The organism is Candidatus Methylospira mobilis (assembly GCF_009498235.1).
In the GTDB taxonomy this organism is placed as follows: Bacteria; Pseudomonadota; Gammaproteobacteria; order Methylococcales; family Methylococcaceae; genus Methylospira; species Methylospira mobilis.
In genome coordinates this window covers 3986507-4007128 of record NZ_CP044205.1, presented here as the reverse complement: position 1 = coordinate 4007128, position 20622 = coordinate 3986507, and the positions used below count along the sequence as shown (strand labels likewise).

Annotated in this window: 20 protein-coding genes; 13 read left to right on the top strand and 7 right to left on the bottom strand. The window is 54.1% G+C overall.

Annotated features, from left to right (window positions below; all coding sequences use genetic code 11):
* Positions 1-668: 668 nt before the first annotated feature.
* The 5 genes from F6R98_RS18245 to F6R98_RS18225 form a co-directional block, all read right to left on the bottom strand.
* The gene (locus tag F6R98_RS18245) at positions 669-1646 is read right to left on the bottom strand and encodes an ExeA family protein (protein WP_153247651.1); all 978 of its coding nucleotides are present in this window, start codon (positions 1644-1646) and stop codon (positions 669-671) included.
* The gene (locus F6R98_RS18240; RefSeq protein ID WP_228125217.1) at positions 1631-3283 is read right to left on the bottom strand and encodes an IS481 family transposase; all 1653 of its coding nucleotides are present in this window, start codon (positions 3281-3283) and stop codon (positions 1631-1633) included. The genes F6R98_RS18245 and F6R98_RS18240 overlap by 16 nt, the downstream gene beginning before the upstream one ends.
* 4 nt (positions 3284-3287) lie before the next feature.
* Positions 3288-3863 carry a recombinase family protein gene (locus tag F6R98_RS18235; protein ID WP_153247653.1) on the bottom strand — a complete coding sequence of 192 codons (576 nt, stop codon included), beginning with the start codon at positions 3861-3863 and terminating at the stop codon, positions 3288-3290.
* Positions 3864-4823: 960 nt separating this feature from the next.
* Entirely contained in the window at positions 4824-5948 is a 1125-nt protein-coding gene (locus F6R98_RS18230; RefSeq protein ID WP_153250286.1) for an AI-2E family transporter, read from the bottom strand.
* A gap of 361 nt (positions 5949-6309) precedes the next feature.
* A complete protein-coding gene (locus tag F6R98_RS18225; protein ID WP_153250285.1) occupies positions 6310-7737 on the bottom strand; it encodes a DUF4139 domain-containing protein in 1428 nt (475 codons plus the stop codon).
* A gap of 171 nt (positions 7738-7908) precedes the next feature.
* Here F6R98_RS18225 and F6R98_RS18220 point away from each other — a divergent pair, with 171 nt between their 5' ends.
* A complete protein-coding gene (locus F6R98_RS18220) occupies positions 7909-8463 on the top strand; it encodes a GNAT family N-acetyltransferase (protein WP_153250284.1) in 555 nt (184 codons plus the stop codon).
* A complete protein-coding gene (locus tag F6R98_RS18215) occupies positions 8460-9614 on the top strand; it encodes a M20 family metallopeptidase (protein ID WP_153250283.1) in 1155 nt (384 codons plus the stop codon). The genes F6R98_RS18220 and F6R98_RS18215 overlap by 4 nt, the downstream gene beginning before the upstream one ends.
* Positions 9615-9732: 118 nt before the next feature.
* On the opposite strand, the gene F6R98_RS18210 is transcribed toward F6R98_RS18215, so the two are convergent.
* A complete protein-coding gene (locus tag F6R98_RS18210; protein WP_153250282.1) occupies positions 9733-10245 on the bottom strand; it encodes a lipocalin family protein in 513 nt (170 codons plus the stop codon).
* Positions 10246-10699: 454 nt separating this feature from the next.
* Between F6R98_RS18210 and F6R98_RS18205 the strand changes: the two genes are divergently transcribed.
* Both F6R98_RS18205 and F6R98_RS18200 read left to right on the top strand, forming a co-directional pair.
* Entirely contained in the window at positions 10700-11881 is a 1182-nt protein-coding gene (locus tag F6R98_RS18205) for an acetylornithine transaminase (protein WP_153250281.1), read from the top strand.
* On the top strand, positions 11878-12501 hold the full coding sequence (locus tag F6R98_RS18200) for a transglutaminase-like domain-containing protein (RefSeq protein ID WP_153250280.1): 624 nt from the start codon (positions 11878-11880) through the stop codon (positions 12499-12501). Before F6R98_RS18205 ends, F6R98_RS18200 begins: the two co-directional genes overlap by 4 nt.
* Positions 12502-12762: 261 nt before the next feature.
* Here F6R98_RS18200 and F6R98_RS18195 read toward each other — a convergent pair whose 3' ends face one another.
* A complete protein-coding gene (locus F6R98_RS18195) occupies positions 12763-14181 on the bottom strand; it encodes an aminotransferase-like domain-containing protein (protein WP_153250279.1) in 1419 nt (472 codons plus the stop codon).
* 583 nt (positions 14182-14764) lie between these two features.
* Between F6R98_RS18195 and F6R98_RS18190 the strand changes: the two genes are divergently transcribed.
* From F6R98_RS18190 to F6R98_RS18150, 9 genes are all read left to right on the top strand, one after another.
* Positions 14765-15529 carry a DJ-1/PfpI family protein gene (locus F6R98_RS18190; protein ID WP_153250278.1) on the top strand — a complete coding sequence of 255 codons (765 nt, stop codon included), beginning with the start codon at positions 14765-14767 and terminating at the stop codon, positions 15527-15529.
* 70 nt (positions 15530-15599) lie between these two features.
* Entirely contained in the window at positions 15600-16565 is a 966-nt protein-coding gene (locus F6R98_RS18185) for a GlxA family transcriptional regulator (protein WP_153250277.1), read from the top strand.
* A gap of 251 nt (positions 16566-16816) precedes the next feature.
* On the top strand, positions 16817-17695 hold the full coding sequence (locus F6R98_RS18180; protein WP_153250276.1) for an EamA family transporter: 879 nt from the start codon (positions 16817-16819) through the stop codon (positions 17693-17695).
* A 64-nt stretch (positions 17696-17759) separates the two neighbouring features.
* A complete protein-coding gene (locus F6R98_RS18175) occupies positions 17760-18803 on the top strand; it encodes a DUF2157 domain-containing protein (protein WP_153250275.1) in 1044 nt (347 codons plus the stop codon).
* Positions 18694-19059 (top strand): DUF4160 domain-containing protein, encoded by a 366-nt coding sequence (locus F6R98_RS18170; RefSeq protein ID WP_407079324.1) that lies wholly within the window; start codon positions 18694-18696, stop codon positions 19057-19059. Before F6R98_RS18175 ends, F6R98_RS18170 begins: the two co-directional genes overlap by 110 nt.
* A gap of 106 nt (positions 19060-19165) precedes the next feature.
* Positions 19166-19321, top strand: a complete 156-nt coding sequence (locus F6R98_RS18165; RefSeq protein WP_194270009.1) for a DUF2442 domain-containing protein — start codon at positions 19166-19168, stop codon at positions 19319-19321.
* 279 nt (positions 19322-19600) lie between these two features.
* Positions 19601-19846, top strand: a complete 246-nt coding sequence (locus F6R98_RS18160; protein ID WP_153250272.1) for a type II toxin-antitoxin system Phd/YefM family antitoxin — start codon at positions 19601-19603, stop codon at positions 19844-19846.
* On the top strand, positions 19843-20223 hold the full coding sequence (locus F6R98_RS18155; RefSeq protein WP_153250271.1) for a type II toxin-antitoxin system VapC family toxin: 381 nt from the start codon (positions 19843-19845) through the stop codon (positions 20221-20223). The genes F6R98_RS18160 and F6R98_RS18155 overlap by 4 nt, the downstream gene beginning before the upstream one ends.
* A gap of 62 nt (positions 20224-20285) precedes the next feature.
* Positions 20286-20546 (top strand): DUF2442 domain-containing protein, encoded by a 261-nt coding sequence (locus F6R98_RS18150; protein ID WP_153250270.1) that lies wholly within the window; start codon positions 20286-20288, stop codon positions 20544-20546.
* Positions 20547-20622 lie beyond the last annotated feature (76 nt).

Genomic DNA, 20622 nt, shown 5'->3' with positions numbered 1-20622 from the left:
GCAAAGTCGGCGAAAGCTTGCAATTCCTCAATGGAATATTCATTCAAGACGTCCAACAGGCTGAAGCGCTTGAACAGACACCATCCAACAAAGCGGGCGCGGTGATCGGGCGCGTTCGCTTCGTTTGCCGTCCCGATAAACGCACCAAAACTCCCGCGTGCGCACCGTCTGTTCACCGGTTTCCTGTTCCAGCATTCCAACTGATGCCCGCTGCCTTGAGCAGTTTGAAGAACGATTCTATCTGCCGGCGATAGTTGTATCACAAGGTAATCCGCTCTGCCGGAACAGATAACTCCACGTTGGTCGGCAGATACCATTCCGCGAGGAGCTTGCCTTCCTGGTCCCGTATCCGGCCAACCACCCAGCGGGCGGCTAAGGGGTGGCCCGGAATGGCTGTTACCTGTAACGACCCGCAATCGAAAACACATGAACCCGCAATCAGCGCATCGGCAAACCCAGATTAAGTGAGAATGAAAATAGCGCTCGACCCACATTATTTGAGAATGAGCCCGCAATCAACCGCACCGACCTGCAATCAACCGCGACCAACCCACATTATTTGAGAATGACCGCTGCACCCAAAAACGGCAGGCGGCGCTCAAATTCCTCCCTGACGCCAGTCAAGAAAACGAGGGTTTTTTTAACATCATTCGGCGTGCGATTATCCATCATATTGGCAGCCCTGCCTTCAACATCTTTTCACGCAACTCACTCGTGCGTACTGGATCGAGTGTCTGGGTGAACAGCGCCCTGATTTCTGCCGGCTTGACGTCGAACTGCTCCGCCAGATCCTTGATACGGTAGCCGTTGCGCGTCAGTGTCGCTTCAATATCGTCTGAATGACGCGTCAATACGGTATTGACGATCTCAACGGAGACAGGCCTTTCGCCGGTTTGGTAACCTGCAGTCAAGGCTTGAGTCAGGTAGTCCTCTATCTGTAACGGCGTGCGCAACTTGCTGGACAGTAGGTAGATCGCGTCTTCAGATAGGATGGACTCCGCTTCTACCTGGCCTTCAGTGCACGTTTCAAGCAGCCAATAGATATATTCGCGCTGGCTGCCGGTGATGCCGTCCAGGGAGAAGAGTGTGGTGCGGTGACCAATTTCCTCCATCGTGGGCCGACGTAGATCGTTCCTCAGTTTGGGGTGGCCGGCGAGTACCACCGACAGTCGACCGCCGCCACCGCCACTCCGCGCAAGCTCAATCAGGCGTTTCAAGCTGGTCAAAGTGTAGGTGTTCAGGTCGTGTGCTTCATCAATGAACAGGGCGACGGGGCGTTTTCGTTTTTTTATCAGTTCGTGCAACTGCCTGTCACGGGTCTCGATGTCGGTCGGCACACGCATTTGTTTATCGCCAGACAGGTCGTAGAACAGCGCCGTAACCAGGGTCGATAGTTTGATGGCGCGCTTGTCGATGGCAAAGGACTGCGACACGATGACGTGCTTTTCCTCTTCCAGCGCCTGCCGAATACGCTCCAGCATGACGGTCTTGCCGATGCCGATCACGCCGGACAAAGCCACCAGCCGACCATCGAGGATAGCGCCGCGAATATCGCTCATTAACTGCTGGTTATGACTGGTTTCGTAGTAGCCTGCCTGATTCAATGGCACCGTCAGGCCGTAATGTTTCATCACGTCAACCCGCATGGTTTGTCTCCCTTTTTCTTGTTGCGTCGAAAGTAATCGCGCACGCGCTCCAGCACGATACGGCGCACGAGCGTTTCGCTCAGCACCTGGTCGATAAATGACCGATCTTCTGGTGGTAGCTTCGCCAACGGTTGCGCGAGATCGTCAGCGATGGCGAGTTTGGCCGCAATGACGCTGGGAAAGTGATACTCATGTGCTTCGGCATTAAAAGGCTGTTTCGGTATCGGCGCTGCCGCAGCTGCCGTCGGCGGTGAAAGTCTCACATCGTTGCCAGACAGTGCGGCGATAGGCAGACCCAGCTGATCGGCCAGGGCGCGGATATGATCGGCGCGTTCATCTGCTTTGCCCCGTTTGAAGCTGCGGTACCGGTGTAGCGGGATCGGGCCGGACACGGGATGATAAGGGCCGAAGCGTTCACCTTTGAACTCGACATACAGCTCGTCGTCGAACAAGCCCCACAGTAACACCACACGCTCGCCCGCCATGTCTGGCTCTACTTCATACTCGGTGCCGCCAACGCTGAGGCGGGCGTCGATGCCGACCTTGCGCCGTTCCGGCTCGCGGGCGAAACGGCAGAACTGTTCCCAGGCGCACATCTCGCGCACGCCTTCCGACGGCAGATTCTTCAGCCAGTCGTCCATCAGCGTGTGGGGTTCGGAGCGATGCCGGCGCGCATTATGGATATGGATCAGATGACGCAACAGCCACTCGTTGGCCTGCCGCTCGGTTTCCGGCTTGTGGAAGTGATACAGCGTCTCATAGGCTTCCTTGAGGGTGCGAAAGGCGCGCTCAACTTTGCCTTTTGATCGAGCCGTGGTACGCCTGCCGTCTTTCCCTGCCGGCATATGCGTTTGCCACTCAATGCCCAGTGCCAGCATGACGTTCTGGAATACCCGGCTCTTGGCGACCGGGCCATTGTCTAAATAAATCATTTTTGGCATCCCTTGAAAGGGAAACGCCGCATCGGCTTTCGGCGCCATTGCGTTGAACAGGAAGCGCAAAGCGGATTCTGCATCCTCACCATAGACGCAGCGGTATTCCTGATAGTTCACGCCGCTACGGTCATCCACCACGCTAAACAGCATGAGCGTCGGCTGGCCCTTCGAAGGATCAACCCATTCAGGCTTGTCGATATGCTTGAGATCGGAAGGCGACATATCGAACTGCCAACAATCGTTGCTGCATTCGGCCTGGAAACGCACGGCGGCAGGCTCGCGCGTCAGGCGTGGCTGATCCAGATGCCACAAGGACAGGTACCGGTTTACAGTCGTGCGTGTCAGTAGTCCTTTGGGTGCTCGCACCAAACCCAATGCGGTCTCAACGCCGTAGTCCTCTAACAGCCCAATAGCACGCCGGGTGGACAGATGCCGACCGTTCTTATTCGTCGTGCGCAATTTAAGTGCGGCAACCAACTCGCAGTAGCGCTCCAGTTCAGACGCTTGCAGTATGCGCGGCTTACCGTGGTCGGCACGGTGCGCTGCGTGTGGTCTGTTGAATTCGGTTAATGCCCGGTAGACCGTCGCAATCGAAACACCGTACAGTGTGGCGACAGCAGCGATTTGATTCGCGCGCTCGGAACTCTTGCGGGGTAAACGATCAAGCCGCTGCCGCAATTGCAGCAGGGAATCAATGGGTATTTGCTTATGCCGCGTGAATGGCGTCGGCATCGGCTTCCGCCAAATAGCTATACAGCGTTGGTTTTGAGATGCCCATCATCCGGCAGAGCTCATCAATACTGTGCTGGCGTTCATGGTAAAGGCGAATGGCGAGTTGCCGCTTATTGGAATCCAGCGCCTTAGGACGTCCGCCGGTTCGTCCTCTCGCCCTGGCGGCTGACAGTCCTGCCTGGGTGCGTTCGCGGATCAGGTTGCGCTCGAATTCAGCCAGCGCGCCAAACAGATGAAACACCAGTTTACCGCCGCTACTGCCGGTGTCGATATTTTCCTGCAGGCTTTTGAGTGCAACCCCGCGCTTCTCAAGCTTCTCGACCAAGGCAATCAGGTCTTTGAGGGAGCGCCCCAGCCGATCCAACCGCCAGACCACCAGCGTGTCGCCGTCACGCAGCACATCCAGAGCGGTCAGCAGACCGGGGCGCTCCGCCTTGGCCCCACTTTCCTTGTCTTCATACTGTTTGGAACAGCCGGCCTGCGTGAGCGCGTCGTGCTGCAGGTCAAGGTTCTGATCATCAGTAGAAATCCTGGCATAACCAATAAGCATTACACTACTCATGCGTCGGTGATGGAAAAAAGGGCGGGGCGGCATGGCTGAGTTGTAAATAAACTCGTGTGAAGGAAGTATAAATTAAAGTTGTATTCCTTACCGAATTTATTTACTGGTTTTGGGCTGTTTTACGATGATCTGTATGGTTGCCGGAAACAGTAAGGAAAACCCTCGTTTTCTTGACTGGCGTCAGGGAGGAATTTGAGCGCCGCCTGCCGTTTTTGGGTGCAGCGGTCATTCTCAAATAATGTGGGTTGGTCGCGGTTGATTGCAGGTCGGTGCGGTTGATTGCGGGCTCATTCTCAAATAATGTGGGTCGAGCGCTATTTTCATTCTCACTTAATCTGGGTTTGCCGATGCGCTGATTGCGGGTTCATGTGTTTTCGATTGCGGGTCGTTACAGTTACCCGTTACCCGTTACCCGTTGGCCTTGGGCGTCTTTTCCTTTGGGGCGGGCGGGACGGGTGACAACCCCTTCGGCACTGGCCAGCCATTGTTCCCCCGTCCGACCTTTGCAATCCACTCCACGCACCTGCTCGAACACCAGCTGCCGGGCTGCCTCCGCAACGCTATGGGCCCGATTTTCAAAGTGAACTTTTTATTCGCCCCTGATCCGTACCCGCCATCTTTGCCCGGCTGTGTTCCATTGCCGCCAATGGCCAGCCGAATCCGCTTCCCGGTCAATTAGATGCACCAATGGCCGACTGAATCCCTGGTTTTCCAACCATGTGATCCGTTCCGTCAGTTCGTCCGGATGCGTCTGACCGTCGCCCTGTCAATCCGGCACTCGCGTTCGCCATACCCTTTCACCGGTGACCCCATTCTGAACCGGGGCCGCCAGCGGCGCGCCGCTCGGATCACTCGCCAGTAGCGTACTTTGCAATTCGTAACCGACATCTGTGCCGTGTGTCGGTTGTTTGCGATCCTTCCTTGCTTCGCGAAACTTCGGCTACGCTCTCAGTCTTCGGTAATGGTCTTCATGTTTTCCTGTTCGTTATCGCCATGCACCCAAGCCATAAACAGTTGATAGCCCAGCGTCAGCATCACCGCTCCCAAAAACAGGCCGATAATTCCACCACCCGCCATGCCACCCAGCGCGCCTAATAAAATAACGGGCATTGGCGCGTTGACGCCGCGTCCCAGCATCAAGGGTTTAAGTACGTTGTCAACCGATCCCGCGATCAAGCTATACACTGTAAAAATGACCGCTACCGTGGTGGATTCCTGAGTATAAAACACATAAACGATGACGGGAGCCGTAATCAACATCGCAGGAATTTGCACGATACTTATCAGCAGCACCAGTAATGCCAGGATACCGGCGGCGGGAACACCGGCGACCATAAAACCCGCTCCCAGTAGCAGAGCCTGGATACAGGCGATGCCAATCACGCCCTGAGCTACCGCGCGAATAGTCGCGGTCGATAGCTCGACGAACTCGCCGCCTTTTTCCGGTCCGGTCATCCGTTTGGCGATCGCTATGGCCGCTGCATGGCTGGACGATGCATGCGCCATCAGCACGCCTGCCAGTATCAATGAAACCAGAAACATTAAAACCGCGACTCCGGCGCTTGCCGCATAAGCCAGAATTTGTTTGGTGACCGCGCCGATTTTGGGCTCGAGTTTGGCGATTACGCTACCGATATCCGTATATGCCGTAGACCAGAATGCATATACCTGTTCGCCGATCATCGGCCATTGCGCGACCGAAGCGACAGGCGCGGGTATCCTGATCGTTCCATTTTGCACTTCCTTCACCAGCGCGTTCGTAGAATCGGCGAATGAAATAGCCAATAGCGTGGCGGGAACCAGCACGCCCAGCAATATGACCAGAACCAAAGTTGTTGCGGCAAGGTTTTGTCTGCCGCCCATTTTGCGAGCTATCAATGCATGCAGTGGATACAACGCCACCGCCAGAATCAACGCCCACAGCATTAAACCGATAAATGGCCTGAAAATCTGGTAGCAGTAAACCACCAGAAAGCCGATCAAACCGACTCGAATGAACAAATCCAGCAATTTGCGTGAGATGATTTTTTCCAGCGCTTTGTCGGGCAACGAGGAAATACGAGGGATCGGCATTGAGGGTTCCTTAAGGTGATGGCGCTGTTATCGAGTTATTAAATCAGTCTGAGCTGAATGTCGACTAACATGCCGCGTATTGAGAATGAACGCAACCGCTTTCGCGCAGAAAATGTGAATTTGCGCGCTTCCGTACGACTTGTTCCGGGCTATTCGGCTTCGCTCGTCAAGTCGCTGAAATCCGACGAGGTCCTGGCACCGGAAAACAACGATGATCGGGCCGAACGCTCGGTGTCGCTGACGACAACCTCGATCGAAAAGTCGTTTCGCCGCAAAACCTCTGTCGTGTTTGGTTCTGTGCAGGTGTGCTGTCTGCCTGTATCTATAATTGATCGCATAATAACGCGGTTGCGAAACCAGCTCAGTATTTCACCTGTACGGAATAAGCCAGTGTCGTTTGGCCTTCAGCCGGAATATTGACTTTCCACACGGCGGTATTGCTTGCGGCTTTGGTATGCGGCTGGGATTCCTTGAGTATTTTCCAGTCGGCGGGGATGGGTTCCTGCACTGTGATGACGACGGCTTCCTTCCTGGCGTTTTTCAGCACGATCTCGTAAGCGCTTTCGTATAAAGCGCTGCCCTTCGCCGGGTCGGGAAGTTTTTTGAAGTCGGTCTGTTTTTTGTCGGCGGTGACGTCGAATGATTCGCCCAGTTTGAGTCGGACTTTTTCATTTTTGGGCGTGTGGTCGATGCGGTCTTCGCCGACGAACTGGGCGCTGCCGGCAGCGTCTTTCTTGTAAACGCGGATAATGCCCTTGGGCAGCGGCATGCCGAGCTGCGCGCTTTCCTTATTGTCGAACTCGATAAAGACGCCGGCCTTGAGTTTTTGGCCGAGGTCGCCGTAGCTGCTCTGATAGTAGTAATCCAAACCGCGCAACAGCAATTCCTTGCGCGCGGGGATGCCGGTTGCCGACAGCAGCGCGACCTGCTTGGTTTGATTTTCGGCAATGGTGGTCGGACGGTCCAGCGTGTAAAGATGATATTCGAGCAGCGATTCTTCGGCCATGCGCTGAGCGGGGGCGAGAGCCGCCATTGCCATCTTGGCCATGACGTGCGGCGGGGCGATTTCGTCTTGCACGCGGTTTACATCGCCGGCCACTAGTTGCAGGCGCGCGTTTTGGTAGGCGGCGCCGCTGGTGTTGGTCAGCGTAACCCAGGCGGAAATATCCAGCTTGTCATCGCCGGCGTTAAGTTCGGCAACGTAATCGGCTTTCCATCCCAGACCTCCGGTGAGATAGGACAGCTCCACTTCCTGCTGCGCCGCGCCGCTATTGTTGAGCGTCATTACCAGCGTGGGCCGCTCGCGCAGGTTGGCTGGAACATCGGGGTAGGTTATACGCCCCGGCATGCCGGTTTCAATGCGGTCGCCGATTTTCATCACCACGCCGTTGTTGGTTGCCAGTACCTGTGCGGATTCGCTGCTATCCGCACCGGTGGAAGGGTTGGTGCGGACGACGGTAACGGTCTTGCCGACATACTTGTCGAGCAGTTTTTGCGGCGTCAACAGGTCGAAGTCGAAATTCTGTTCGATTACGGCGAGCTTGCCGGGACTGGAGAGACTTCTCAGCAGCGCGGTTTCCGGCCGGATTTGCGCGCTGACATCGCGGAACGCCAGCGTACCGTGTCCGCCGGCGATGCCGATTTTGCGCTGATCCTTCACCAGTGCGAGGTTTTCGTTATAAATGGTGACCGCGACGCTTTGCTGATCCTGTAGCGTGCTGGTCGATTCGGCTGCGGCAGGCAAAGCAAGAATCAAGCTGGTTGCGGCTGCGGTCAGGCGCAGAGACATGGGCGGCTCCTTTCGGCGGGTGTGTAGCCGAAGCATAACACGGGATGGTTTACTTTCAATTCCGTTTTTTGTGGGTGCGAACCCGCCTCTTGCAATTCCTGGCCGCGAACGCATAAGGAGCTATAGTGGTAAACTTACGCAGGCTATCGCACCGACCTATTATCTAGGCATATGCAAGAAGATATCATTAAAGCAAAAAGTCCCGATCTTAACCCGCCGGAAATCAAAAAGGATGAGAAAACCATCCGCATTCGGGAAATGACGATAGACGATTTCCCCATGGTTTTTCATATCGGCGAACAGATTTTCACTGCCGACTATTCCCAAAGTCTGTACCGCACCTGGGACGAATACGAGGTGACGACGCTGTACAATTCCGATACCGAACTGTGTCTGGTGGCGGAAGCCGGCGGAACAACGCTTGGCTTTGCGATGGGAACCACGGTGGAGAAGCATCATTCATCGTGGAAATACGGATACCTGGTGTGGATGGGCGTGCGCAGAGATATACAGCAAAGCGGAGTAGGCAGCGAACTGTTCAAGGAAATCAAGCGCCGCATGCGTGAGCAGGGCGTGCGCATCATCATGATCGATACCTCGGCTGACAACAAGGCCGCCATCCGCTTTTTTCATAAGCAGGGATTCGGCAATATCCGCGAGCATGTGTATATGACGCTGAATCTTACGCGCAGAAAAAAGAAAACGACTGCAAGGAAAAAAACATGAACCAGCGCTTCGAAAAAGTTCGGCAGGCCATAGACGCCGAGCGGCTGAGAAAGACGTTCCTCGAAATGCTGGCCATCTATTCGCCGTCAGGGAAGGAAGAAGATATTCAACTGTATCTGGAGGCGCGCCTGATCGAGGCCGGGTTCAGCGTGGAACGTCAGCCGGTCGAAGAAGACCGCTATAACCTGCATGCGACCATGGGTAGCGATACCCCGCGTCTCTACCTGATCGGACATGTCGATACCGTCCGCGCCTGGGATCTGGATCGGTACGAGCCGAGAGAGGATGGCGATATCGTGCACGGTCTCGGCAGCGCCGACATGAAAGGCGGCTGTGCCGCCATGCTCGAAGCCTGGTTGGCCATAGCCGAGGCGCTGCCGCCGGCGGAGCGTCCGTCGATAGGGTTGTTGCTGGTCGTGGGAGAAGAAGAGAACGGCGACGGCAGCGTTGCGTTTCTGGAGGCCTACGGTCCGCCGTCATGGGCCGTGATCGGCGAACCGACCGGTTTGACGGCTTGTTTTGCGCATTTCGGCTATCTCGAAGCGCATCTGGTGACGACCGGACGCCGCAGCCATTCCTCACTGCCCGAATTCGGACACAATGCGGTCGAATCGATGCTGCGCGTCTTGCTGCACATCTGGAACAATCCGCTATTGGAAAACGAAAAATCGGAGATCGTCTACTCTATCAGGGAGATGAGTTCGTCGCGCGCCGGGTTTGTGGTGCCCGATCGTTGCGAGACCTGGATAGACTTGCATCTGCAGCCGGAAAAAGACCCCGCCCAGCTTCAGGAAGCAATGATGCGCATTGCGTCTACAGCCGATAGCGCCATTCCCGGCCTGGACTTGCAGGTCGAATTCGATTTTGCAGCGCCGGGATACAGTCTTGGCGTCGAAAACGATTTGGCGCGCAGTTTGCCGGCTATTTATGAATCGCTGGGGCTGCAGCTGCGTCTGGACGGTTTTCGCTCGCATTCGGACGGCAATCTGTTTTTCGCTGCCGGCGCCAAACCGATCATACTCGGCCCCGGCGCGCTGGAAGCTGCGCATACGCCCGACGAACAAGTTGCGTTTTCCGAAGTATGTGCGGCAGCAAACATCTATGCGGCGCTCTGTTTGGCGGTGGATGAGCATAACTCAACCGACTGGTGAATAGGTGTAGCGCCGCCGGAAGCTTTTTCAAAGCTCTCTTACATAATGATGGCAAAAGCAAGCCCTATGCTCTTGGCTTCCGGAGATTGTTCCGAGAGTGCTTGTTCGACATTAAGTATCAGGAATGGCTGTCCAAAATCAATTGCTCAGTGCTGAACCCCAGCGCTTTGGCCTCACTGATCAAGGTTTGTAAGATTGATTCATCCAGGATAGGTGTACGCGACAATATCCATAGATAATCTCGGTTAGGACCACAAATCATTGCCCAGCGATAGTCTTGTTTATCCAGTGCGATGATGTTGTAGGCACCATAAAATGGACCGAAAAATGAAACCTGTAAACGGCCAAGATCGCTTTTGCCGACAAAGTAGGCTTTGCCTTCTGCTGTATCCCTGCTTTTTTTCGTCGGATTGTAACCACTATTAAGCACTTTAACGCCACCATCATCGCGTAAACTATATCCGGCGCGAATATCGGTCAAGCCGCGTTCGAAACTATGATCCAGACGAGCAATCTCATACCAGGTTCCCAGATAGCGATTCAGTTCGAAGTCCTGGACTGGTGTTATACCTTGCGGAATACCTGTACAGGAGACTAGCAGCATCGTCAGGACAGTCAGTAAATTACGCATGGAAAATCCGTGTTTTGTATGGTCGCCCTGAATTTGTATGGACGACTTTGTAAGTGGGATCGAGCATAGGCATGGGTGATCTGGGTTGTCAATAGTGGACGCCATCAATGAAGTACCCACTGTTTAACTATCGCATGTTAAGACAAAATGGCAGGCGCGATGTCGCCGTTGACGTTACCGTGCAAATCGCGAAGCGAACGCCGGCCCTCCTCGCCCGCTCCACGACCGCTTGACAAAACAGGCCATCGCAATCATCATCCAGCACATGAATACTTTTTCCAGAAATATGCGACGTAGCGCCGATGCCCGACACGACTCGGGCATGCCGTGCTGCGTTTGCGATATTTCAATCGGAAGACTGGCGAATCCGCCGGACTGATTTAGAAAGTTTCCCAACAAGGCCACGGCTAACCCCCGTGGCCTTTTTTTTTCGCTGAAAAAATAGAGAGAGCCGATGAGTACAGAACTTGCGCATACCAAGGATTGTTTGATGGCGACTACGCCACGCCCGGACATCGTGTTCATACGAGGAGAAGGGGCCTATTTGTTTGATCAAAACAATCGCCGCTATCTGGACTGGGTGCAGGGATGGGCGGTGAACTGTCTGGGTCATGCTCCCGAGGTGATTGTGCAGGCGCTGAGTACCCAGGCTTCACGGTTGCTTAACGTTGGGCCGGCTTTTTACAACGCGCCTGCGCTTGAACTCGCCGGGCTTTTGATTTCGAACAGCTGCTTCGATCAGGTGTTTTTTGGCAGCTCCGGCGCAGAAGCCAATGAGGGCGCAATCAAGCTGGCAAGAAAGTGGGGGCAGAAATACAAAAGCGGTGCTTTCGAGATCATCACCTTCGCCAACAGTTTTCACGGGCGCACGCTGGCGACCATGTCGGCGAGCGGAAAAGTCGGATGGGACACAATCTTTGCTCCGCAGGTCAACGGTTTTCCGAAAGCAACGCTGAATGACATCAACTCGGTCACAGCGCTCGTCAATTCGCAGACTGTGGCCGTCATGCTGGAACCTATACAGGGCGAGGCGGGCGTCATACCGGTCAATGCAGAATTCCTTAAAGCATTGAGGCAGCTTTGCGACGACAACGAGCTGTTGCTGATTGTCGATGAAGTACAAACGGGGTGCGGTCGTACCGGTACGCTGTTCGCCCATGAACAATACGGCGTCGAACCGGACATCATGACGCTGGGTAAGGGATTGGGCGGCGGCGTGCCAATCTCGGCGTTGCTGGCCAGGCGGTCATGCTCCTGCTTCGATTACGGAGACCAGGGCGGAACGTTTGGCGGGAATCCGCTGGCCGTTTCTGCCGGCGTGGCGGTGATGCGAACTTTGTTATCCGATGGATTCCTGGAAGCAAGCCGTAAAGTTGGTACGCAACTGGCCGAAGGACTGTCCGCGATATCGAAGGAATTTGATCTGGGCGAAGTGCGCAGGAAAGGCGCTTTGCTCGCACTGGAGCTTGGCAGTAACGCCGGACCGGAAATAGTCACCGCAGCCAGAGAAAAGGGATTGCTGCTGAACGCCCCCCGGCCACATTGTCTACGCTTTATGCCCGCGCTGAATAGCGTTTCGGCGGAGGTGGACGAAGGACTGGGCTTGCTGCGGCAGATATTGAAGGAACTGCAATGAGGGCTTACCTGGCGGACAGCGAGTACATCGACTGGCGCCATCCGTTGCTGATGGCGAAGGCGGCAGAATTGGCCGATGGCGTGTCGGGCGATGAGGCGGTAGCCAGACGCTGTTTTGAATTTGTCCGCGATTGCATCAAGCACAGTTGGGACTACCGGATGAATCCGGTTACCTGTAAGGCTTCGGAGGTTTTGCTGCATGGCACAGGCTATTGCTATGCAAAAAGCCATTTGCTGGCCGCTCTGTTGAGAGCCAATGGTATTCCTGCGGGGCTGTGCTACCAGCGGCTGGCGGTAGCCGCGGAGGGACCGCCTTATTGCCTGCATGGCCTGAACGCAGTGTACCTTGAGCAATACGGCTGGTATCGGAGCGATGCGCGCGGCAATAAACCGGGGGTGGCTGCCGAGTTTATCCCGCCCGTTGAAAAACTGGCTTTCCCGGTTTTGCCCGTTATGGAAAGGGATATTTCCGGAATATGGGCCGATCCGCTGCCGATAGTGATTGCCGCATTGACGCAAAATACGACGGTAGAACAGGTTTATGAAAACCTGCCTGATGTTGAAGAGGCGGAAATGAGCGCTGCCGTCAATTGGAATAACAGCGGCATTTTTGAAGGATAAGGAGACCCGTTTTAGGGTTAGGATGAGTGCGGTAAGGCTCCCTGGGGAAACGCTGAATAAAGCGTTTTCGTTCATGGTTCGACAAGCACTCCAGCCGTATTCGCGGCGCTACGCCCATGAATGAAAACAATAAGCTGCCGTTCGTCCTGAGCCGGTCGAAGGACTTAATCAGCGTTTCCTTAGCGTAAACAGCTTGAATGGCGCAATCTATTGCGAATATCGCGCCGTTTGATTGGTCCCGCAGGCACTGCGACTTTTGCGTTATTTGCCTACATGCGGTGCCAGAAAATCGAAAATGCGCTCGTCTTCGCAATGCGCCACGTTAAAACGCAGCCAGGGCGAGGGTTCCTGGTAAGGCCGGAACAGGTTGCCCGGCGCCAGCATGATGTTTGCGCGCGCGGCCAGACTGGCGATTTCGGCGGCGTTGCGCCCTTCCGGTAAGCGCGCCCAGACAAACATGCCGCCACCGGGTTCCGCGTGCAACTGCAAACCGCACTGTTCCAATTTCACAATAACCTGTCCGCGCTTTTCCTGCAGACGCGAGCGTACCCGCTCGATGTGTTTGCGGTAACGGCCTTCCAGCAAAATCTGGTGCATGACGCGCTGGTTGATTTCCGAACTGGTGAGACCGGACAGAAGCTTCAGATCCAGCAGTCTGGCCGCAAGTTCCTTGCCGCAGGCGACGAACCCGACGCGCAGGCCGGCGGAAATGGTCTTGGAAAAACTGCTGACATAAATCACGCGTTTGAGCTGATCCAGCGTTGCCAGTCGCGGAGCCAGGCTGGGATTGAAATCGCCGTAAACATCGTCCTCCACCAGGTACATCCCGTGTTTTTCCGCCAGTTGCAGGATTTGATGCGCCACCGCGAGGCTGGTGCTGGTGCCGGTAGGGTTATGCAGCACGGTGTTGGTGAAAAACAGCTTGGGATGAAATTCCCGGATTAATTGCTCCATCTGCCCTACATCGGGGCCGTCGACATTGCGCGCTATGCCGTGCAAGGTCGCGCCCCGGCTTTTCAGATACCCGAACAGCGTGTAATAGCCGGGGTCGTCCACCAAAACCGCGTCGCCCGGACGGAGCAGCAAGCGCGCTGTCAGATCGAGGCCGTGTGTTGCGCCGTTGGTCATGATGATCTGGCCCGGTTCCGCGCCGATGCCGATATCGGAAAGGCGTTTTTGCAGCAGCTGCTGGCGTAGCGGCAGATAGCCGCTGACGTCTCCATAACCGGTCAGATACTCGCCGGATTTCCGGGACAGTTCATGCAGGCTTTTCTGAATAACGCCGCCGTCCAGCCAGTCGCCAGGCAACCAGCCGCAACCCGGCCTCACCGCCCCCGGCATCTGCTGAAACGTGTTGTGCAGCAGCCATAGCACATCGTCGGCCTGTTCCAGCCGGCAAGCGCCTGAAGCCGGTATTTCAATCTGCTGCCTGGTCGCGACATAAAAACCGGAGCCACGGCGCGAAGCCAGATAACCCAAAGCCACCAGCCGGTCATAAGCATCCACCACGGTGAAACGGCTGACACTGTGGAGAACGGCGAAATTACGTATGGAGGGTAACCGCGTCCCAACGCGCAATACGCGCTCTTCGATAAGGCGCTTGATGCCGGAAACGATTTGTTCCACCAGCGGGACCGGATCGAGCGGGTTCAGCGTGAGTATATGCGGCGTAACTGGCATGGTGTTTTGACCTGTACAGTTTTTATAATTGAATTATAAATTGTACATGTAGTGTGCCGGTTGCAATCGATAATCTATCGCCAGTCTTATGGACGGAGCTTGCTCATGGCGAAATTAATAACGATACTGGCAGGCTTGGGCTGCGCCGTTTTCCCAGGGTGCGAGAGCAGGCACGGGAGCGCTGACTTGCAAAGCCACAATAACACTGTTGAAGAAAGCGCACCCTGTCTGAGCAATCTTGGCCGGCTTCAAGCGGAATGCACTCCTGCCGTCAACAGGCAACGGATGGTAGTGATTCGTAATACCGTCCTGCCAGTAGACAGGTAAATGCCATGGCGCCGAGAACTGAGCGGGTTTTGCATCGTATTTACGTGGTCATAAACAGCGCATTGCTGCAATTATGGCGGCTGGCGCACAGGAGATGGTTTTGAAGCGGCAATCCCGATGCGGTGTTCCGGAGATGCCTGCTCATCTTAACATGTCCTGATTTGCGGCTTTAATGTCCTTTAGGAAGGAATGTAATTTGTAACCATGTGGATGGGTAAATTTCACCCATATTCCTAAAATTCGGAGGATATAAATCATGGTTCAAAATACCACTTCTAATAAACTGCAATCTTATGAAAGTTTTGCGCAGGGTATCTCTCCACCGGGAACGCCGCTGTTCCGAGTCGGCATTCTTGTTGGTCCTGGATTTCTGCCGATGGATATGGTGGGTGTTCATGCGGTCTTTGGCTTTTGTCCTGGAGTTGAAATCCATCTGATATGGAAGTCGCTGGATTTGGTGGAAGGGTTCCCGGCTTGGTGGACCAAGCCAACGACAACGTTTGCCGATTGCCCGGATGAGTTGGACGTATTCGCTGTCCCGATGTTGGCGCCTGAAACGGTAAATGACCCCGAGGTAATTGCTTTTGTGGCGGAAAAAGGCCGCAAAGCCAAATACGTGATTGGCGTTTGTAACGGTGTGGTTTTACTTGGCGCAGCCGGACTATTGAAAGGCAAGCGGGTAACGACTAGCCTCAATTCGCTCCCGCTTTTGACAAAACTGGGCGCCGCCGAAGTGGTGACCACAGGTGGCGTCGCGGTCGACGGTAATTTGTATACGGCCAGGCCGAGCATTGGCAGTTTTGAGGCCGCATTGATGGTTGCAGATATCGCTTTGGGCCGTAAATCCGCCCAATTGGCCAATCTGGTCATCGAATACGATCCGCATCCGCCGCTTGGTCCAGGAACGGTTCAGAATGTAGGCAAAGATATTGCCGGTCTCTATGAAGGTTTGATAGCTGATATTATCCAGGATTACAGTCTGGGAGCCATATCGGCCTATCAACAGCGGGTATCCGCATAACGACATATAAAAGCGGCGTCATCGTTTCTACGGCTCATGGAAACGATGATGTTCGCGGCATAACGCAAAGATGAAACGAAAAATTATTTTCTTCGTATATCCGGAATTCGAATCGCTAGACTTAACCGGTCCATGCGCCGCATTCAACCTGGCAAATGAGTTGTCTGGCGCGGGTTATGGCATCAATGTGGTATCTGCAACAGGAGGACCAATCACAGCAAGGGCGGGCTTGAGCATCGAATCATGCAAGTTGACCGAAGGTTACGAAAGCGCTGGAACGATACTCGTGGTGGGAGGACCTACGGCTCACCTTGTTGAATTGGACGCGGACACTAAAGAATTGTTTGCCGAAAATTCTCGTCATACCGCCAATCGAGTAGGTAGTGTCTGTACCGGCACATTTCTTCTGGCGGCAGCCGGATTGCTGAATGGCAAACGAGTGACGACGCACTGGCGCTATGCGGGTCTGCTACAGACTCAATATCCCATGGTTCAGGTCGATGTGGATCGAATATTTATCAAGGACGGCAATATTTGGACATCTGCCGGCATGACAGCCGGTATAGATCTGGCTTTGACGCTGATAGAGAATGATTTTGGCGCGGATTTGGCTAAAAATATTGCAAGAGAGATGGTCGTGTACCATCGCAGACTGGGCGGTCAGTCCCAGTATTCTGCCATGTTGGACATGACGCCGCCGTCCGGACGTATCAGGGATGTGATGTGTTACGCGCGTGAGCATTTGGGTGAGCCGTTATCCGTGAATCAACTGGCCGACGTTGCCTGCTTGAGCTTGCGCCAATTCAATCGTAATTTTTTAAAGGCAACGGGAGTAACGCCGGCTAAAGCCATTGAACGCCTAAGACTGGATGTTGCCCGCCCGAAAATTGAAGAGACTTCAGAGTCTCTTGAAAAAATTGCCAAAGATGTTGGTTTCGGCACCGCGGAAAAAATGTGCCGCAGTTGTCTAAACGTTTTTGGGCGTACGCCACAGGAGTTACGAAGAACCACACGAAAGCAGGTTTCATTAAACTGAAGACACGTAGGTATTTCTGCAATGGTGAGGTTTTTTTGAAACAAATAGGAATCAATAAGGTCATATCCTGATAAGAAATTAAATTAGAAACACCCCGTATTAGCGTTTGGCCCTGTTGATGTGTATTGATGAAGCGCCGCAAGCGTCATTCGGCGGCATTCGCGTTTAAAACGGGCTATTCCAGGATTTCGCCAAGCTGGTTCATTGAGCGCGGCCTACCGGCGGCGGAACTTCAAATCGCAGGAGTGATAATGCGTCTACATCACATGGCGTTGGCGCTACTGGTGGTCGCCATTTGGGGGATCAACTTTGTTGTCATCAAAGTGGGGCTTAAAGAAATTCCGCCGATACTGCTTTGCGCGCTGCGGTTTTTCCTGGCCGCGTTTCCGGCCATCTTTTTCATCAAGCGCCCCCCGGTTCCTTTCTACATGATTATCAAGTTCGGCTTGATCATGTTCGCGCTTCAGTTCGCGCTACTGTTTTCCGGCATGCATGCCGGTACCACGGCAGGTCTGGCGTCGCTGCTACTGCAGATTCAGGTATTCTTTACCGTCTTGCTGGCGGTGGTGTTTCTGGCGGAACGGCCATCGGTTTGGCAGATCGGGGGGGCATTGGTTGCATTTTCGGGAATCGGCTTCGTTGCCGCCAATATCGGCGGCGAAGTTTCGGCCTACGGTTTGATTCTGATCGTCGCGGCGGCTGCGCTGTGGGGAATCGGCAACCTGATGTCGAAGCAGTTCGGCAAAATCGACATGCTGGCGCTGGTGGTCTGGAGCAGCCTCATTGCCTGGCCGCCGCTGTTGCTGCTGTCTTCGCTTATGGAGCCGGATAGCTGGCGCATCGAAGTCTTTACGCATATTTCCTGGCTGACCGTTGGCGCAATCGGATACATCGTCTACCCGGTAACCCTGCTCGGGTTTGCGGCATGGAGCTGGCTGTTAAGCCGTTATCCCGCATCGACCGTAGCCCCGTTCACTTTGCTGGTGCCGGTATTCGGATTTACTGCGTCGACGCTGGTGCTGGACGAACCGCTGCAGTCCTGGAAGCTCATCGCCGCCGTGCTGGTGATAGGCGGACTGTGTATCAACCTGTTCGGGCCGCGTATTGCCGTTCGTTTCCGGCCAGGCTAAAACATCAATTTTGCATTCAGGGTCGTAGCCATAAAAACCAATAGTTACTATTTCGGGGGGTATCATGGAATTGTTTCGTAGCGATCTCAAACAGGCGGCGGAACGCGGACTCATCAGCACGCAGCAGGCAGAACGGCTTTGGGAGTTTCTGCAAGCGCGCGCACAGGATACGCCGGGATTTAACTTCACGCATGTGCTTTACTACCTCGGCGGCCTGATCGCCATCGGCGCGATGAGTCTGTTCATGACGCTGGGCTGGGAAAGTTTCGGCGGCTGGGGCTTGTTGTCGATTGCATTGGCCTATGCCGCAGCCGGACTCGCACTCACCGAATTCTTTCTGAAACGCAAACGCCTGCCGATCCCCGCCGGTATTACCGCGACTTTTGTGGTCGTACTGACGCCGCTCGCGGTTTATGGTCTTCAGCATGCGCTGGGCTGGTGGGCGGACGGGCGGGTTTTCCGCGAATACAACACCCATATCGACTGGCGCTGGGTCTTCATGGAGCTGGCAACGCTCGCCAGCGGAATCCTGATGCTATGGCGTTACCGTTTACCGTTTCTGATGATGCCGATTGCGGTCACGCTCTGGTACATGAGCATGGATTTCACGCCGCTGCTGTTCGGCGAAGATGACCCGGACTGGAAGCTGCGGCAATGGGTTTCTCTGTGGTTTGGGTTGGGCATGCTGCTGCTTTCTTTCTGGGTGGATATTCGCAACCGTAGCGGCAAGGACTATGCGTTCTGGCTTTACCTGTTTGGCGTCATTGCGTTCTGGGGCGGTTTATCGCTGATGGATTCGGACAGCGAACGCAACAAATTCATTTACCTATGCATCAATCTGCTGATGATAGGCGTCGGCGCGATGATATCCCGCCGTGTTTTCGCGGTTTTCGGCGGGCTGGGCGCTACGGGCTATTTCGGTCATCTGGCTTACGATGTTTTCAAGGACAGCCTGATGTTTCCATTCGCCCTCACCCTCATCGGTCTGGCGATTATTTATCTCGGCATCGTCTGGCAACGCCACGAACAGGCCATCAGCAAACGGTTGCGCGAATTGCTGCCGTTGCCGCTGCAATGCCGACTTCTACGGCAAGCGCAGTCGGAGTAATGCCGGAATTGGCGCATTTTTTGGCATCATCATTTATATGAACTGGCGCGACCATAACCCGCCGCATATTCACGCCTGTTATGGCGATCATGGAGCCCTGGTAAGTCTTAATGGAAAAGTCTTGAACGGTAGCCTGCCGAAGCGAGCCTTATCTCTTGTGTTTGAATGGCTGGTGATTCATCACGATGAGTTGTTTGAAGATTGGGCATTGGCGCAACAGTGCAAACCCTTGAATACAATTGAGCCCCTGGAGTAGCCGACATGATTCTGCATACTACTGAAGTCAAATATCCTGGCGAATATCAGCTTTGGCTCGTCTTCAACAATGGCGAATCCGGTCAAATCGATCTGGGACAAGAACTGTGGGCGAAATGTTTGAACCACTGAAAGATAAGGCGCTATTTGCAACCGCCTATCAACATCCTGTCATGAAAACCGTCGCCTGGGCCAACGAGGCAGATCCGGCGCCGGAATTGTTGCTTGAGCTGCTGCATGAACAAAATCAACAAGCGGTTTAGGAGCCGTTGATTAATAAGGATGTCGCAAGAAATAATCTACCGGAAGTTATCGTGGAGAGCGAAGCGCGCTAATGGATAATGAGGGTTGTGGCTGCTGACGAATAACGGAGCGTGATGGGTTATGATAAAGGCATTGAACTGAAGATGCGACGTTTGTTTGCGACACTATCAGCGAATCAAAGGAGTCTGACCCTTTAGGTCGGTCGAAAAAGATAGATGCAACTTATCTAGACATGACCCCTTGTTTTTTTTGACCCCTTGTTTTTTCAGGAGCAACCCATGCAATGCAATATACTCGATGCTCAAAGCCAGCTATCGCAACTGGTACAAGCAGCACTGGCTGGCGAGGACGTGGTAATTGCCAACAACGGGATTCCGGTTGTCAGGCTGGTAAAAGTTGAGAAGCAGGATGTCAGACGCAAGCCTGGTGCGTGGTCGGCGTTACCCAAAGCTGATCCCGATTGGGATTCGCCTGCTACCAATGCAGCCATTGCCGCCGAGATCACCGGCAGTGAATACCCATGACGCGATACCTTCTTGATACACATCTGATCTACTGGTGGATGACAGCAGATGTTTGTCTCGGAACATCCACACAAAATACCATCACTAAGGCTGAAATCGTCGTGAGCACCCTCAGCATATGGGAGATGGTGCTGAAAAATACCAAAGGCAAACTACCCTTGCCCCAAGGCGATATAACCGAACAACTTGAAGCACAGGGCTTTATCCTGCTGCCAGTCCTGCCGCGCCACATAGAAGCCGTGCGCTACCTGACTTGCGTACATGCCGATCCCTTTGATCGGCTGCTCATCGCACAAGCGCAGAATGAAGGGTTGACGCTGCTGACACGCGATACGGCAATACTTGCATTGGGATTAAATGGCGTCGAGAAAGGATGACAATGTTTCTTCTATGTCATGCAGCAAATAACAAGACCCCTTGCTTCCGTAGATAACCGAACTTGATTAGCTTACTGGAAAACGGCTGGCGTCTATCCCTTTTGGTCGAAAATGATAGATGCAACTTATCTAGACCTGACCCTATTTGCGATCTGGGACAAGAACTGTGGGGCGAAATGTTTGAGCCATTGAAAGATAAGGCGCTATTTGCAACCGCCTATCAACACCCCGTCATGAAAACCGTTGCCTGGGCCAACGAGCCAGATCTAGCGCCGGAATTTCTGCTTGAACTGCTGCACGAACAAAATCAACAAGCAGCTTAGGTGCCGTTGATTAATAAGGATATCGCCAGGAAAATCTCCCGGAAGTTATCCCATGTATTTGTCTTGATGTTTCATG

Coding starts and splice junctions, on each gene's coding strand:
- F6R98_RS18245 (WP_153247651.1), bottom strand. CDS start 1,646: ATGCGGGTTGACGTGATGAAACATTACGGCCTGACGGTGCCATTGAAT.
- F6R98_RS18235 (WP_153247653.1), bottom strand. CDS start 3,863: ATGCTTATTGGTTATGCCAGGATTTCTACTGATGATCAGAACCTTGAC.
- F6R98_RS18230 (WP_153250286.1), bottom strand. CDS start 5,948: ATGCCGATCCCTCGTATTTCCTCGTTGCCCGACAAAGCGCTGGAAAAA.
- F6R98_RS18225 (WP_153250285.1), bottom strand. CDS start 7,737: ATGTCTCTGCGCCTGACCGCAGCCGCAACCAGCTTGATTCTTGCTTTG.
- F6R98_RS18220 (WP_153250284.1), top strand. CDS start 7,909: ATGCAAGAAGATATCATTAAAGCAAAAAGTCCCGATCTTAACCCGCCG.
- F6R98_RS18215 (WP_153250283.1), top strand. CDS start 8,460: ATGAACCAGCGCTTCGAAAAAGTTCGGCAGGCCATAGACGCCGAGCGG.
- F6R98_RS18210 (WP_153250282.1), bottom strand. CDS start 10,245: ATGCGTAATTTACTGACTGTCCTGACGATGCTGCTAGTCTCCTGTACA.
- F6R98_RS18205 (WP_153250281.1), top strand. CDS start 10,700: ATGAGTACAGAACTTGCGCATACCAAGGATTGTTTGATGGCGACTACG.
- F6R98_RS18200 (WP_153250280.1), top strand. CDS start 11,878: ATGAGGGCTTACCTGGCGGACAGCGAGTACATCGACTGGCGCCATCCG.
- F6R98_RS18195 (WP_153250279.1), bottom strand. CDS start 14,181: ATGCCAGTTACGCCGCATATACTCACGCTGAACCCGCTCGATCCGGTC.
- F6R98_RS18190 (WP_153250278.1), top strand. CDS start 14,765: ATGGTTCAAAATACCACTTCTAATAAACTGCAATCTTATGAAAGTTTT.
- F6R98_RS18185 (WP_153250277.1), top strand. CDS start 15,600: ATGAAACGAAAAATTATTTTCTTCGTATATCCGGAATTCGAATCGCTA.
- F6R98_RS18180 (WP_153250276.1), top strand. CDS start 16,817: ATGCGTCTACATCACATGGCGTTGGCGCTACTGGTGGTCGCCATTTGG.
- F6R98_RS18175 (WP_153250275.1), top strand. CDS start 17,760: ATGGAATTGTTTCGTAGCGATCTCAAACAGGCGGCGGAACGCGGACTC.
- F6R98_RS18160 (WP_153250272.1), top strand. CDS start 19,601: ATGCAATGCAATATACTCGATGCTCAAAGCCAGCTATCGCAACTGGTA.
- F6R98_RS18155 (WP_153250271.1), top strand. CDS start 19,843: ATGACGCGATACCTTCTTGATACACATCTGATCTACTGGTGGATGACA.